Origin of the sequence: Paremcibacter congregatus, from assembly GCF_006385135.1 — a bacterium.
Classification (GTDB): Bacteria; Pseudomonadota; Alphaproteobacteria; order Sphingomonadales; family Emcibacteraceae; genus Paremcibacter; species Paremcibacter congregatus.
The window spans coordinates 1,672,598-1,686,927 of the sequence record NZ_CP041025.1; the positions used below are offsets into that span (position 1 = coordinate 1,672,598).

Consider the following 14,330-nt stretch of genomic DNA (forward strand, 5'->3'; position numbering starts at 1 on the left):
TATGGAGGTGAAGTTTGGCAGAGGAAAATTTTAAAAATTCATTGTCTTCTAAGACACTTGCCCGATTATTTCCGGTTGGAAAAGATGCAAATAATGAAAGAGGCATTACGTCGATATACCTGGCATCATTATCAATTGTGAACGGATATGCATCGGGTGTTCTGAACTCTATTGGACAGAAAATAGGAGCAAGAGGGCGCATTGAATGTCACAGTGAAGTTAGTTTTCCTAATTTGAAAACCAGTGATCGACCGGATGGAATAATTATCATTCGTAATGGCGGAAGGATCGTTTGGTCAGCTTTGATCGAAGCTAAAATAGGGAATTCTACTCTAAATGAAGAACAAATATGTCGTTATCTGGAGTTGGCGAAAATCCATAATTTCGACGCAGTCGTGACAATATCAAACCAGTTCGCAGTGTTGGCCACGCATCATCCTATTAAGGTTTCGAAAAAGCTGACACGGCGCGTTGACCTATTTCATTGGTCTTGGACTTACTTGAGGACGCAGGCCGATTATCAGTTGAGGGTCGAGGAGAACATTGATGCAGAGCAGAAATATATTCTTGAAGAAATGGTGCGCTATTTTGATCACAAAAGCTCTGGTGTTCAAAGCTTTGATAGCATGAATAAAGAGTGGCGCAATGTATGCCTGAAAGTTAAAAATAAAGAACGGCTACTGAAAACCACTGATGAGATATTGAATACAGTGAGCGCTTGGCACCAGGAACAGCGTGACTTATCGTTGATGTTAACGCGAGAACTTGGTGCGCCGGTAAATATTAAACTTTCAAGAGCTCATAAGTCTGATTCTGAGGCGCGACTGAAGGATGATTCTGCATTTCTATGTGAGAAAGAAACTCTTATTTGCCAATTGCACATACCGGATGCGGCAAGTGTGTTGACGATTGATGCGAGCTTGGCAAATCGCACTATCTCATGCTCAATGGAAGTTTTAGCTCCTGGAGACAAGAAAACAACAAAGGCACGAGTGAATTGGCTTGTACGTCAATTCGCGAAGATTGAGCCAGGGGCAATAAGAGTTGGGGCAAAATGGCCGGGCGGTTCTCAAATCACATGGTCCTATTTAGAAAACCTGCGGGACGACCCAAGTACCATTCAAACAGAGAATCCAAATTTGGTGCCACACCGTTTTATTGTGCAAACAGTTTTGGATATGGCGGGTAAGTTTTCGGGCCAGCGTACCTTCATTGAAGGGTTGGAAAAAACTGTTGCCGAGTTTTACCATTCTGTTGGGGAAAACTTAACTGAGTGGGTTCCGCCTGCGCCAAAATTTGAAAATGCCAGGGTTGAGGACATTTTGGAAACGGCCGAATAGTATTTTTCTAAAGTCAGTTAAGCAAATTATTGGGTAGGGGGATAACAGGATTTCCCTACCCCATCGCCCGCAAAATCAATTTCAACCCCGCTACCACCGTTGCTTCCCGTACCTGATCCCGTCCCACGTCGCCGAACAGATGTTTTTCATGCAGCATCGTGCCGTCTCGTACGGCGCAGGCCATATGGACGAGGCCGACGGGTTTGTCTTCGCTGCCGCCGCCGGGGCCGGCGATGCCGGTGACGGAGAGGGTGAGGCTCGCCGCCGAGGCTTTCAGGCCGCCGGTCGCCATGGCGCGGGCGCAGGCTTCGCTGACCGCGCCCTGCTGACGGATCACGTCCCCCGGCACGCCGAGCATTTCCCGCTTGGCGCGGTTGGTATAGGTGACGAAAGCCCGGTCGACCACGTCCGATGATCCGGCGATTTCGGTCAGGGCCCCCATGATCAGGCCGCCGGTGCAGGATTCGGCGGTCGCGAGATGTAGGCCGCGGGCGCGGGCGGCGTCCAGAACCTGTGTGGCAAGGGTGATGATGTCAGGCGAGAACATAGAGATAAAATCCGATCACAAAGACAGAGGCGAAAAATCCGGCGATCACATCATCCATCATCACGCCATACGCGTCATGACGCTGATCAAAAATTTTGATCGGCCAGGGTTTGTAAATGTCGAAAATCCGGAAGGTGACAAAGGCGAGGATAAACGGGCCGGGGCTTAAACCGATCTGGCTGTGCATAGCGGCGATGGGCAGACAGGCGATCCACTGGCCGGCGACCTCGTCAATCACCACTTCGCCGGGATCGGTCCTGCCGGTTTCCTTCATATAGACATCAGACGCCCACAGGCCTGCGCCAAAACTCAGCAGGATAGCGACGCTGAGACCAATCGGACCGCTGCGTTCAATGATCAGCCAGGCAAAGGGCAGGGCGGCGAGGGAGCCCATGGTGCCGGGGGCCTTGGGAAACAGGCCGCTGTAGAACCAGGTCGCGAGCAACAGGGCCGGGTGCAGCGGTGATTTGTTCCAGTTTTTAACGAACATAGGACGTCTTTCTGTTTGTTTATTCCGGCAGGCGCACGGTGACGATGGCCTGGGCGGCGATGCCTTCCTCGCGGCCGGCAAACCCGAGTTTTTCGGTCGTGGTGGCCTTGATGCTGACCCGGTTGGGCGCGAGATCAAGCAGGTCCGCGATATGGTTGCGCATGGCGTCATGATGGGGCGAGATCTTCGGGGCCTCGCAGATGATCGTCAGATCAAGATTGGCGATCACGCCGCCCTTGTCGTGCAGCAGATCTGCCGCATGTTTGAGGAAAATGTCGGAAGCCGCGCCTTTCCACTGGTCGTCGCTCGGGGGGAAATGCACGCCGATGTCGCCTTCACCGATGGCGCCGAGCAGGGCGTCGGTAAGGGCGTGCAGCGCCACGTCGGCGTCGGAATGACCTTTGAGCTTTGCGGTATGGGGAATGGGGACGCCGCAGAGGGTCACCTGATCGCCCGGCGCGAAGGCATGTACATCATAGCCCATACCGGTGCGGATGTCGGTTAACTGTTGTTTCATCATATGCTCCGCCTTCATGAGGTCTCCGGCTGTCGTGATTTTGAAATTCCGGTCTTCGCCGGGAACGGTGGTTACCCGTATGCCGCAGGCTTCGGCCACGGCGCAGTCATCGGTGAGAGGGGTGGTGGCGGCCGTGCGCAGATGGGCCATGTAAATCAGTTTGAAGCGAAACGCCTGCGGCGTTTGCGCCCGCGCCAGACTGCTGCGGTCGATGGTGCCGGTAATATGCTGGCCGCTAATTTGTTTGACCGTATTGACCACGGGCAGGGTCGGGATGACGGCGCCATGCTCTTCTGCGGCGGCGATAATGTCTTCTATATGTCGGGGGCTGATAAAGGGACGGGCCGCATCATGGATCAGCACAAGGTCAGGTTCGTGCATGGCCAGGCTTTCCAGACCCCGGATCACCGATTGTTGTCGGGTGTCTCCGCCGAAAACCGGGGGCAGAAGGTCCAGGTTACCGATGGCTGTCTCATACAGCGCCTGATCATTGGCGTGAATCACGGTCTGAATCAGGTTTATCGTGGGAACCTTGAGAAAGGCCGCGACTGTATGCTGCAGGATTGGTTTGCCACATAAGGGGAGATATTGTTTGGGCAGATCTGCCCCGACCCGATGTCCGCGCCCTGCGGCGACAATAATAACGGCAACCTTCATATTAACCTTGCAATGTTGAATTTCCGGAAGACAGGAATCTAGCATTGCAGGGCATAAAAGTCTTTATTTTTCTTGGCTTAAAAGATCGATCATCCTCCATGAAATGATCTTTGACCGATCCGGGCTTTTCCTGTATATTCGCCGCTTATTGTGATTAATTATTGATCATTTGTTTTAAATGATTAAAATATAGACAAGTTTGTAAAAATAGACCCGTATAATGCAAGATATGAAAATTAACATTGGGCCGATTGCGCTCGAAGATCCGGTATTGCTCAGCCCGATGGCGGGCGTGACCGATTTGCCGTTCCGCCGTCTGGTGAAAAGCTTTGGCGCGGGGCTGGTGACGTCCGAAATGATCGCCAGTCAGGCGATGATCCGTGACCATCACCGCACCCATAAAATGGCCTATGCCGAAAGTGACGAATATCTGATGTCGGTGCAGCTTGCCGGCTGTGATCCGCAGATGATGGCTCAGGCGGCGAAGATGAATGAAGACAAGGGCGCACAGATCATCGACATTAACATGGGCTGTCCGGCGAAAAAAATCGTCAATGGCTATGCGGGGTCTGCCCTGATGCAGGATCTGAATGAGGCGCGCAAGATATTGGTCGCAACGGTCGAGGCGGTTGATATTCCGGTGACCCTGAAAATGCGCACCGGCTGGGACATCACCAACCGTAACGCGCCTGAGCTGGCGGAGATCGCGGAAGAGGTGGGAATCAAGATGGTCACGGTGCATGGTCGAACCCGCAACCAGATGTATAAAGGCAAGTCGGACTGGTCCTTCATCCGTCAGGTGAAAGACGCGGTGTCCATTCCGGTGATTGCCAATGGCGATATTATCACCTGTGAAGATGCCCGTACGGCCCTGGATCAGTCCGGGGCGGACGGGGTGATGATCGGGCGCGGCGCCTATGGCAGGCCGTGGTTTCTGGCTCAGGTGATTCACTACCTGAAAACAGGCGGTATGTTGCCGGATCCTGATCTGGTGCAGTTGAAGCAAATCGTACTCGACCATTATCAGGCCATGCTGGATCATTACGGTGAGGACGCCGGCAAGAAGATCGCCCGAAAACATATTTCCTGGTATACGAAAGGCCTGCGCGACAGCGCCACTTTCCGTCAAAAGGTCAATCAGTTGGGCGATGCCCGCGCAGTAACCGGCGTCATCCATGAGTTCTTTGATCCTCTTATCGCGGAGGATGCGGCGTAACATATGGCCCCGGCATTAACCAGCGCATCTCTGTCACTTGATCAGATTTTAAGTTCCCTGCCCGACAGTATCATGGCGGTTGAGGGCGATAATAAAATCACCTATGTCAACAACTCGACCGAGCAGCTGCTCTATTCCGGGGCGCGGATGTTGCTGGGACGTAAGCTGGAGGACATTGTTCCTTTTGACAGCCCGCTGGTGGCGATCGTCAATCAGGTTCGCCTGAAAAGCGCAATTATTTCCGAATATGACATTGTGCTTGGGGGGCCGCGGCATGGGGATAAGCGGGTTGATGTTCATGCCTCACCAGTGATTGAGGGCAATGGTGCGATTGTTATTCAGTTACAGGAACGCAGCATTGCCCAGAAGATCAGCCAGCAACTCAGCCACAGAGGGGCGGCGCGTTCCGTTGCCGGGATGGCGTCTGTTCTGGCGCATGAAATCAAGAATCCTTTATCCGGTATTCGCGGTTCGGCGCAATTGCTAGAGCAGGAAGTGGGGGAAAGCGATAAAGAGCTGACCCGCCTGATTTGTGAAGAGACCGACCGTATCTGCGCTCTTGTGGATCAGATGGAGGTTTTCTCCAACAACAGGCCGATCGTGCCGGAACACATCAACATCCATCTCGTGCTGGAACATGTGCGCAAACTGGCGCAGAACGGATTTGCCAAAGGGGTTACTTTTAAGGAATTTTATGATCCCTCCATTCCCTCGGCGCGCGGCGACAAGGGGCAGTTGATACAGGTGTTTCTGAACCTGATCAAGAATGCGGCGGAGGCGGTGCCGGGTGCGGGTGGCGAAATTATCCTGACCACGGCCTATCGTCATGGTGTGCGGGTGGCGGTGCCGGGGTCCAGCGAACGCATGCATTTGCCACTGGAAATTTGTGTGATGGATAACGGGCCGGGCATTGCCGATGATCTTAAACCGCATCTGTTCGACCCATTCGTCACGACGAAAACCAACGGAACCGGGCTGGGGCTGGCGTTGGTGGCGAAAATCGTCGGGGACCATGGCGGTATTATAGAATGCGATAGTATTAAAGAGAAAAAAGGCGGCGGGACCCTGTTCAGGGTATTATTACCAAGTTACAAAGGGCAGGGATGATGAACGAGAAAACATTGCTGATCGCAGATGATGACAAAGCCATTCGCATGGTCCTGTCCAAGGCATTGGAGAGGGAAGGTTATCAGGTTCGTTTGACCGGCAATGCCTCGACCTTGTGGCGCTGGGTGTCGAACGGGGAAGGGGATCTGGTGATTTCGGACGTGGTTATGCCCGATGAAAACGGGCTCGATCTGTTGCCCAAAATCAAGAAAATTCGTCCCGGTCTGCCGGTAATCATCATGTCGGCGCAAAATACCCTGATGACGGCGCTGAAAGCAACCGAGCGGGGCGCCTATGAATATCTGCCTAAGCCCTTTGACCTGAATGAGGTCAAATCGGTGGTCGCCAAGGCGTTGACGGTCAAGCCGGGAACGGTGCGTCCGGAAGAGCCTGTCGATGACGGTGAAGAACTGCCCCTGATCGGCCGTTCTCCGGCGATGCAGAATGTTTATCGCGTGATGGCGCGGTTGATGACCACGGACCTTACGGTCACCATTTCCGGCGAATCCGGGACAGGGAAAGAACTGGTCGCCAAAGCCCTGCATGATTTTGGCAAACGCAAGAACAGCAGTTTTGTTGCCCTGAATATGGCGGCGATCCCTCGGGAATTGATCGAAAGCGAACTGTTCGGCCATGAAAAAGGGGCTTTTACCGGCGCGGAAAGCCGTAGCTCAGGCCGTTTTGAGCAGGCCCAGGGCGGTACCCTGTTCCTTGACGAAATCGGCGATATGCCGCTGGAAGCCCAGACCCGTTTGTTGCGGGTGCTTCAGGAAGGCGAATATACCACCGTGGGCGGGCGTCGAACCATCAAATGTGATGTACGGATTATCTGCGCCACTCACCGGGACCTGAAATCGCTGATCAGTCAGGGATTGTTCCGGGAAGATCTATACTATCGTCTTAATGTGGTGCCGCTGCGTCTGCCTTCCTTGCGGGAACGGGTGGATGATATTCATGATCTGATGCGGCATTTTCTCAATAATTATGCTCAGGAAAATGGCCAGACACCGAAACTGATCGAAGGCGAGGCGCTGGGGTATCTCAAGCAGCATGACTGGCCGGGAAATGTACGGGAACTGGAAAACCTCTGTCAGCGTATTGCCGCACTTTATATCGAAGACACCATAACCCTGGATATCGTTCGGGCGGAAATGATTCCGCAAACTGTGGAAGGGCCGGAAAGTGAAGGTGGTATTTCGTCCAGTGAAACCCTGCAGGAATCGATCAACCGGCACCTGAAACGTTATTTCGATGCTCATTTGCCCTATGATCTGCCCCCGGCCGGGCTCTATTCCCGTTTACTGAGGGAGTTTGAGAAACCACTGCTGGAAAATACTCTGGCGGCAACCCGGGGCAACCAGATCAAGGCGGCCGATTTGTTGGGCCTTAACCGCAATACCCTGCGTAAAAAAATCAGGGACCTGGATATTGACGTTCGCAAGGGCTAACAGATACATCAAAAAGATATAAACGCCTGTTGTATATATGCAACATTATGGTACTCTGAGAGCGTGAATCCGTTGCCGGGTCCATGTTAACGCGACAGGATGTAACCTTCTTTTATGGTAAGAAATAAAGCAAAGTTATTACGAAAATTGAAAGCCTGGTCAGTCAAGGTGAACTTGGCCCGTAAACTGGCCTATGCCCTTGCGATGGGGGCGATCTTGTCGGTGCTGGCGACCTTTGCGACCTTCTCGAACGTTGGGCCGTTCCTGCCGACGTCGACGACCTTGTTTGTTTTGCTGACCGTTAACCTGATTATTTTGCTGACCCTCGGGGCGTTGGTGGCGCGTCAGATTGTGCAGCTCTGGGCGACACAAAAGGCCGGCGCGGGCAGCACGCGTCTTCATCGGCGAATTGTCACCCTGTTCAGTATTGTGGCGATCACACCAACCATTATTGTGGCCGTGGTGTCGGGCATGTTTTTCGAATTTGGCCTGCAAAGCTGGTTCAGTGACAAGGTGCGCACCGCCCTGGATAATTCACAGGCCGTGGCGGAAGCCTATATTGAAGAACATAAAAAGGCGATTACAGCCGATGTATTGGGTATCGCCCGGGATTTGAATGCACAGGCTTTTACCCTGTCTGAAAACCCGGCGTTGCTGGAACAGGCTTTGTCGGTACAGGCGCAGTTTCTCACCCTGTCGGAAGCCATTATCTTTAATCGACAGGGGCAGGTGAAGGCGCGGGCCAAAACGACCCTTGGGTTGATTGGCGATGCTTTCCCGTTAGCCGCCCTGGATCTGGCGGCGAGAGGTAATGTGGTGCCGATTGTCGGCGGGGAGGATGATGACCGGGTGCGTGTTCTGGTGGCCCTTGACGGGTTCCTTGATCATTATCTTTATATCAGCCGGTTCGTAGACCCAAAGGCATTGGCGTTGGTGAAAAGCAGTAAGGATGCGCGGTCGGATTATATGCTGGCGCTTAATGAGCAGTCGCGATATCGCCTGTGGTTTAACCTGACCTTTATCGTTATTGCCTTTTTGATCCTGTTTGCTGCCGTTTGGCTGGGGATCAGTTTCGCCCGCAAGCTGATGGAACCTATCGCCAACCTTGTCGATGCATCGGAAAAAGTCGGGAAGGGGGATTTCAAGGCCCGTGCTCCGATCCGCAAAGGTTATGAAGATCTGGGTGGTCTGACCCGGGCGTTTAACAAGATGACCCGACAGCTGGACCAACAGCAAAAGGACATTAAACAGGCCAGTCTGAAACTGGAAGAGCGGCAACGTTTTACCGAGGCCGTGTTATCCGGGGTGTCGGCCGGGATTATGGGGCTGGATGCGGATGGTCGGGTGACGCTGCCGAATAGAGCGGCGGCGATGATGCTTGATCTGGATACGAAAAACATTGTCGGGGCGCCGATTCAGGACATCATGCCCGAAGCGCGGGATCTGTATGATAAGATTTGCGCCACGCAAAATGCCTTTGTTCAGGATCAGGTGGTTATTGAACGGGATGACATTAATCTGAATTTGATGGTGCGGATTACAGCAGAGACCAAGAATGATGAAATACAGGGGTTTGTGATTGCCTTTGATGATATCACTGAACAGGTTGCGGCACAGAGAAATGCGGCCTGGGCCGATATTGCCCAGCGCATCGCCCATGAAATCAAAAACCCGCTCACCCCCATTCAGTTGTCGGCAGAACGGCTAAAACGTAAATACCTCAAGGAAATCAGCAGCGATCCCAGCGTATTTATTCAGTGTACCGATACGATTGTCCGTCAGGTGGGGGACCTGCGGCGGATGGTTGACGAATTTTCTTCCTTTGCCCGTCTGCCGGCGCCGATTGTGCAATTGGAAAATCTGAACGAGTTGACGAAGCAAGCCTACTTTATGCAGGAGGTGGCCAACAGCGATATTGAATTCACGCTGGACTGCCCTGATATCCCCTTGACCATAGAATGCGATAGTGGGCAGATTGGCCAGGCTTTGACCAATCTGATTAAGAATGCGACGGAATCGATCGCCGCCCGCGAAAGCGCCTGTAAAAACGATGAAGGACATTATCAGGGGCAGATCAATGTATCACTGGTTGAAAGCGCGGCGGATATTCGGGTTGTGATCTGTGATAACGGGCTCGGGTTGCCGGAACATCTGATGGATAAACTGACGGAGCCGTATATCACCACCCGGTCAAAGGGCACGGGGCTTGGGCTGGCGATTGTGAAGAAAATTATGCGGGATCATGGGGGCGACCTCGTGTTGCAGAACAATGAAGACGCAGGGGCAACGGTTACCTTGTTGTTTGTTAAAAACAGGCCGGCGACAGCAGATCGGCCAAGTCGTGATGATAGTGTTGAAGAGAATGTAAGGATGGTGCATGGCGCTTGATATTTTGGTGGTCGATGATGAAGCCGATATCCGGGATTTGATTTCCGGGATATTGGATGATGAAGGCTATGAGACCCGCACAGCAAAAGACAGTGATACGGCCCTTGCGGAAATAGAGGCACGGCGTCCGTCGCTGATCATTCTTGATATCTGGCTTCAGGGTAGCCGTCTTGATGGTTTGGAAATCCTCAAAGTCATTAAAAAAATGCATGAAGACCTGCCGGTGATCATCATCAGTGGGCATGGCAATATCGAAACGGCCGTGGCCGCCATTAAATATGGTGCGTATGATTTTATCAGCAAACCGTTCGAGACTGACAAGCTGCTGATTTTGGTCGAGCGTGCGACAGAAGTCGACAAACTGCGCCGTGAAAATACCGAACTCAAGGAAAAAATGGGGTTTGATGTCGGGCTTACCGGCAGCTCTTCGGCGATTAATCTGGTGCGCAACACCATTGATAAAGTTGCCCCCAGTGGTAGTCGTGTCCTGATATCAGGACCTTCCGGCTCTGGTAAGGAGGTGGTCGCGCGGCTTATTCATAAGCAGTCGAAACGTGCTAAAGGATCGTTTGTGGTCATTAATGCGGCAAGCATCTCTCCGGATAATATGGAAAGTGAACTTTTCGGGGTCGAAGAAGACGGACTGATCAAAAAAACCGGTGTTTTTGAGCAGGCCCACGGGGGAACGTTGTTTATCGACGAAGTGGCGGACATGCCACAAAATACCCAGGCCAAAATTCTGCGGATTCTGACCGACCAGACATTTGAGCGTGTGGGCAGCAACAAGAAGGTTCTGGTTAATGTGCGGGTGATCAGCGCCACCAGTAAAGACCTTCGGGAACAAATCAATAATAATCTGTTTCGGGAAGACCTGTTCCATCGCCTGAGTGTGGTCCCGGTACGGGTGCCACCGCTTATTCAGCGGCGCGAGGATATTCCCGCTCTTGTCGGGCAAATCATGGGACAGCTGGCGGCAGGAACCGGTGTGACGCCGAAAAATACGGACCCCGATGCGATGGCGGCCTTGCAAGCCCATGAATGGCCCGGTAATGTGCGGCAGCTTCGCAACGTGGTGGAGCGCTTACTGATCATGTCGGCAGATAGTGATACGATTACGATCGACATGTTACCATCGGAAATTGTTTCCGATGTCTCGGTGGTTCGGCCGAGCATGAATAATGATATCATGTCTTTGCCGTTGCGGGATGCCAGAGAGAAATTCGAAAGAGAATATCTCAAGGTGCAGGTCAGGCGGTTCAATGGTAACATATCGCGGACGGCGGAATATGTCGGTATGGAACGCTCGGCGCTGCATCGTAAGCTCAAGAATCTCGGGCTCGCAGGAAGTGATAAAAATAACACCGAATAGGGTGAGGGTTTGATATGAAGGTTATCGTTTGTGGCGCCGGACAGGTTGGGTTTAACATTGCGCGTCATTTGGCCAGTGAGCAGCATGATGTGACTGTGATTGACCGCTCCCCGGATCTGATCGCCAAGATTCAGAGTTCTTTGGATGTTCAGGCGGTGGTCGGTTATGCCTCTCATCCCGATTTGCTTGAAAAGGCCGGGGCCAACGACGCGGATATGATCATTGCCGTAACCTTGTTTGATGAAGTCAACATGGTGGCCTGCCAGGTGGCACACTCCCTGTTTGGGGTGCCGAAAAAAATTGCCCGGGTGAGGGCGCAGAATTACCTTGATCCCGTGTGGCAGGATTTGTTCAGCCGCGATCATATGCCTATTGATGTGATTATTTCTCCTGAAATCGAAGTGGCGCAGGCGGCGATCAGGCGTCTGGAAGCGCCCGGCGCCTTTGATATGGTGCCGTTCTGCGATGGCCGCGTGCGGGCTGTCGGGGTCCGTCTGAAAGAAGACTGCCCGGTGGTCGATACGCCGCTGCGCCAGTTAACGGAACTGTTCCCCGACCTTAATATCGTGGTGACGTCAGTGTTGCGCGACGGCAAGCTGATTATTCCATCAAGCAATGATCAGTTGCTGGTGGGAGACAATATCTATTTTGTATCTGAAGATTCGCATGTCGAGCGGGCGCTAAGCGTTTTTGGGCGTGATGAAGAAGAGGCGCGGCGTATTGTCATTGTTGGCGGTGGTAATGTCGGCGCGTTTATCGCCAAGCAGCTGATCGACAACAATGCCAAGATACAGTTAAAAATTATTGAGCAGGACGCCAAACAGGCCAAGGCCGTGGCCAAGGAAATCCCAAGTGCAATTGTCTTGCATGGTGATGCGCTGGATGTGGATATTCAGAAAGAAGCCAATGTAAAGGCGTCGGAAACCATCATCGCGGTGACCAATGATGACAAGGTCAATATCCTGTCGTCCTTGCTTGCCAAACAGGCCGGCTGTCGCCGGGCGATTACCTTGATCAACAATCATAGTTTGGGGCCATTGACCTATTCGGTGGGCATTGATGCTTTTGTTGATCCCCGCCAGACGACGGTTTCCAGTATTCTGCAGCATATGCGCCGTGGCCGGATCAGGTCATTGCATACCATTGCCGGTGGGGCGGCGGAAGTTCTAGAGGCGGTGGCGTTGGAAACGTCACCATTGGTCGGAAAGCCACTGCGTGATATTCGTTTGCCGGAAGGTATTATTGTGGGCTCTGTGGTGCGGGATACCAAGGTCATTGTGCCCAGGGGAGGGACGATTATCAAACCGGATGATATTGTGGTGGTCTTTTCGCGGCAGGAAAAAATCAGAAAAGTCGAAGAGCTTTTCTCTGTTCGTCTTGAATATTTCTAGAATGAACGCGAAAGGGCGAATATGGTCGTAAGAATCGGCAATATTATCGGATATATGCTGGTGGTTCTCGGCTTCTGTGAACTTTTTCCTATCGTGGTGGCTTTGTCCACAGGCGAGCATAGCCTGATTTTACCGTTTTTCATCAGTGCATTATTTACGGTGTTTGTTGGCGGCGCCTTGTATCTTTCCTTTCAGAATCCGCAGGATCGGGCGTCTCGACATGAAGTGATTCTGGTAATGGTGGTGATTTGGCTCGGGGTGCCGCTTTTTGCATCTTTGCCGTTCATGATTACCGGTTTTATGACCAAATTGACGGACGCCTATTTTGAAGCGACATCCGCCTTGACCACGACAGGATCAAGTCTGGTGGTTAATCTGGACCTTGTGCCACAAACCATTCTTTTCTGGCGCGCCTTTCTGCAGTGGATTGGAGGCGTTCTGGTTTTTTCCATGGCGGTCGCCATCTTGCCGTTGTCATCAATCGGGGGGCTGTCACTGTTCCGCAGCGTATTGCCCCACGGGGAAGGCGATGACTTGCTGGCGCGGATCAGATATGCTTTTACTCCCTTGTTTAAAGTTTATCTGATGATGACAGTTGCCTGCATCCTGTTGCTTGTCCTATCGGGGATGGGGGGCTTTGAAGCGATGTTGTTGTCGATGGCGACATTATCCAGTGGCGGCTTCACCAGCCAGGGCATGGCCGGGGGTAATATGATGCGGGGCATTACGGAATTTATTTTGATGCCCTTTATGTTATTTGCGGCCACCAATATGACCTTTCATTGGGCCTTTTTGCAACGGGGTCGGGTGAAGTTATATCGGCAAGATCCTGAAATACGTCATTTTTATTATATTTTAATGGTGGCGGTGTTGTTTATTTTCCTAAGCCTGGTCACGGTAGAGGAGTTGAGCGACGTCGGGGTTTGGGATAAAATCAGAATCGCGTTATTCACGGCGGTATCCAGCATATCGACAACCGGATTTTTACCGGATCAGGCAACGCGATTACCGTTGGCGGTTGTGGTGATTTGCATGATTTTATTGTTTATTGGCGGTACCACGGGGTCTACGGCGGGCGGCTTTAAAATATTGCGTATCAACATTATGAAACGTTTGGCGGACAAGGAAATAAGCCGTCTGACGCATCCCAGCGGGGTCACTCCGGTTACTTTTGGTGATCAGGTGGTGCGTAATGATACGATGGTGTCCATTTGGGCGTTATTGTTTCTGTTTATTGCAGCTTTGGCAGTCGTGACTATTATATATGGCTCTTTGGGATACAGCCTGCAGACCAGTTTCGGCCTTAGCGGCACCAGCCTGTTCAGTGCCGGCGGACTGATCCCGGTGATTAGTCCGGATTTCGTGGGATATCACAGTTTGTCTTATGCGGCGAAATGGGTAAGTTCTTTCACAATGATCCTCGGACGATTGGAAGTCATCGCCATTCTGGTTTTGTTTATGCCGTCTTTCTGGAAAAATTAGAACTTTTGAAAATATTTCATTCTATCGGTTTCAAGAATGAATAGCCTGTGATAAAGTACGCCAACGAGTGATTTGTTCTTAAAAAGCAATAATGAATCTATAAACAGAAGAATGGATATTACATATGTCTGAAAAAAACCATAACTTACAGGACTCCTTCCTAAACCATATCCGCAAAAACAAAACACCAATCACCGTTTTTCTTGTTAACGGGGTGAAACTGCAAGGTATCATTACCTGGTTTGACAATTTTTGTATTTTACTGCGCCGCGATTCAAGCGTGCAATTGGTTTACAAGCATGCCATTTCAACCATCATGCCAGGCGGACCAATTTCTTTGTTTGACCCTGCCGATGAAGAAGGCAAAGAATAGTATCT

12 protein-coding genes are annotated in these 14,330 nt (G+C 51.8%); 9 read left to right on the forward strand and 3 right to left on the reverse strand.

What is annotated here, in order from left to right:
- Window positions 1-14: 14 nt before the first annotated feature.
- The gene (locus FIV45_RS07405) at window positions 15-1,340 is read left to right on the forward strand and encodes a hypothetical protein (protein WP_133118534.1); all 1,326 of its coding nucleotides are present in this window, start codon (window positions 15-17) and stop codon (window positions 1,338-1,340) included.
- A 55-nt stretch (window positions 1,341-1,395) separates the two neighbouring features.
- Here the strand turns inward: FIV45_RS07405 and FIV45_RS07410 are convergent, their stop codons facing one another.
- From FIV45_RS07410 to FIV45_RS07420, 3 genes are read right to left on the reverse strand one after another with little or no spacing between them, the layout of a single operon-like run.
- A complete protein-coding gene (locus tag FIV45_RS07410; RefSeq protein ID WP_181040162.1) occupies window positions 1,396-1,887 on the reverse strand; it encodes a CinA family protein in 492 nt (163 codons plus the stop codon).
- On the reverse strand, window positions 1,874-2,377 hold the full coding sequence (locus FIV45_RS07415) for a phosphatidylglycerophosphatase A family protein (protein WP_099471739.1): 504 nt from the start codon (window positions 2,375-2,377) through the stop codon (window positions 1,874-1,876). Before FIV45_RS07415 ends, FIV45_RS07410 begins: the two co-directional genes overlap by 14 nt.
- A 19-nt stretch (window positions 2,378-2,396) precedes the next feature.
- The gene (locus FIV45_RS07420; RefSeq protein WP_099471933.1) at window positions 2,397-3,551 is read right to left on the reverse strand and encodes a bifunctional 2-C-methyl-D-erythritol 4-phosphate cytidylyltransferase/2-C-methyl-D-erythritol 2,4-cyclodiphosphate synthase; all 1,155 of its coding nucleotides are present in this window, start codon (window positions 3,549-3,551) and stop codon (window positions 2,397-2,399) included.
- Window positions 3,552-3,780: 229 nt separating this feature from the next.
- Between FIV45_RS07420 and dusB the strand changes: the two genes are divergently transcribed.
- The 8 genes from dusB to hfq all read left to right on the forward strand — a co-directional run bounded on the left by dusB (window position 3,781) and on the right by hfq (window position 14,325).
- Complete coding sequence (gene dusB / locus FIV45_RS07425) at window positions 3,781-4,767, forward strand: tRNA dihydrouridine synthase DusB (RefSeq protein ID WP_099471934.1); 987 nt, start codon at window positions 3,781-3,783, stop codon at window positions 4,765-4,767.
- Window positions 4,768-4,770: 3 nt separating this feature from the next.
- On the forward strand, window positions 4,771-5,874 hold the full coding sequence (locus tag FIV45_RS07430) for a two-component system sensor histidine kinase NtrB (RefSeq protein ID WP_204602084.1): 1,104 nt from the start codon (window positions 4,771-4,773) through the stop codon (window positions 5,872-5,874).
- Window positions 5,874-7,322: a nitrogen regulation protein NR(I) gene (ntrC, locus tag FIV45_RS07435; RefSeq protein WP_099471740.1), complete on the forward strand. Its 1,449-nt coding sequence runs from the start codon at window positions 5,874-5,876 to the stop codon at window positions 7,320-7,322. Before FIV45_RS07430 ends, ntrC begins: the two co-directional genes overlap by 1 nt.
- Window positions 7,323-7,436: 114 nt before the next feature.
- Window positions 7,437-9,710: a sensor histidine kinase NtrY-like gene (locus FIV45_RS07440; protein ID WP_099471741.1), complete on the forward strand. Its 2,274-nt coding sequence runs from the start codon at window positions 7,437-7,439 to the stop codon at window positions 9,708-9,710.
- A complete protein-coding gene (gene ntrX, locus FIV45_RS07445) occupies window positions 9,700-11,079 on the forward strand; it encodes a nitrogen assimilation response regulator NtrX (protein WP_099471742.1) in 1,380 nt (459 codons plus the stop codon). Before FIV45_RS07440 ends, ntrX begins: the two co-directional genes overlap by 11 nt.
- A gap of 14 nt (window positions 11,080-11,093) precedes the next feature.
- The gene (trkA, locus tag FIV45_RS07450; RefSeq protein WP_099471743.1) at window positions 11,094-12,470 is read left to right on the forward strand and encodes a Trk system potassium transporter TrkA; all 1,377 of its coding nucleotides are present in this window, start codon (window positions 11,094-11,096) and stop codon (window positions 12,468-12,470) included.
- 21 nt (window positions 12,471-12,491) lie between these two features.
- The gene (locus FIV45_RS07455; protein WP_099471744.1) at window positions 12,492-13,952 is read left to right on the forward strand and encodes a TrkH family potassium uptake protein; all 1,461 of its coding nucleotides are present in this window, start codon (window positions 12,492-12,494) and stop codon (window positions 13,950-13,952) included.
- Between the two features lie 124 nt (window positions 13,953-14,076).
- On the forward strand, window positions 14,077-14,325 hold the full coding sequence (gene hfq / locus FIV45_RS07460) for an RNA chaperone Hfq (RefSeq protein ID WP_099471745.1): 249 nt from the start codon (window positions 14,077-14,079) through the stop codon (window positions 14,323-14,325).
- Window positions 14,326-14,330 lie beyond the last annotated feature (5 nt).

What these genes read in the sequence shown, in the direction of transcription:
- FIV45_RS07410 (WP_181040162.1), bottom strand. Translation starts at nt 1,887, where the DNA reads ATGTTCTCGCCTGACATCATCACCCTTGCCACACAGGTTCTGGACGCC.
- FIV45_RS07415 (WP_099471739.1), bottom strand. Translation starts at nt 2,377, where the DNA reads ATGTTCGTTAAAAACTGGAACAAATCACCGCTGCACCCGGCCCTGTTG.
- FIV45_RS07420 (WP_099471933.1), bottom strand. Translation starts at nt 3,551, where the DNA reads ATGAAGGTTGCCGTTATTATTGTCGCCGCAGGGCGCGGACATCGGGTC.
- dusB (WP_099471934.1), top strand. Translation starts at nt 3,781, where the DNA reads ATGAAAATTAACATTGGGCCGATTGCGCTCGAAGATCCGGTATTGCTC.
- FIV45_RS07430 (WP_204602084.1), top strand. Translation starts at nt 4,771, where the DNA reads ATGGCCCCGGCATTAACCAGCGCATCTCTGTCACTTGATCAGATTTTA.
- ntrC (WP_099471740.1), top strand. Translation starts at nt 5,874, where the DNA reads ATGAACGAGAAAACATTGCTGATCGCAGATGATGACAAAGCCATTCGC.
- FIV45_RS07440 (WP_099471741.1), top strand. Translation starts at nt 7,437, where the DNA reads ATGGTAAGAAATAAAGCAAAGTTATTACGAAAATTGAAAGCCTGGTCA.
- ntrX (WP_099471742.1), top strand. Translation starts at nt 9,700, where the DNA reads ATGGCGCTTGATATTTTGGTGGTCGATGATGAAGCCGATATCCGGGAT.
- trkA (WP_099471743.1), top strand. Translation starts at nt 11,094, where the DNA reads ATGAAGGTTATCGTTTGTGGCGCCGGACAGGTTGGGTTTAACATTGCG.
- FIV45_RS07455 (WP_099471744.1), top strand. Translation starts at nt 12,492, where the DNA reads ATGGTCGTAAGAATCGGCAATATTATCGGATATATGCTGGTGGTTCTC.
- hfq (WP_099471745.1), top strand. Translation starts at nt 14,077, where the DNA reads ATGTCTGAAAAAAACCATAACTTACAGGACTCCTTCCTAAACCATATC.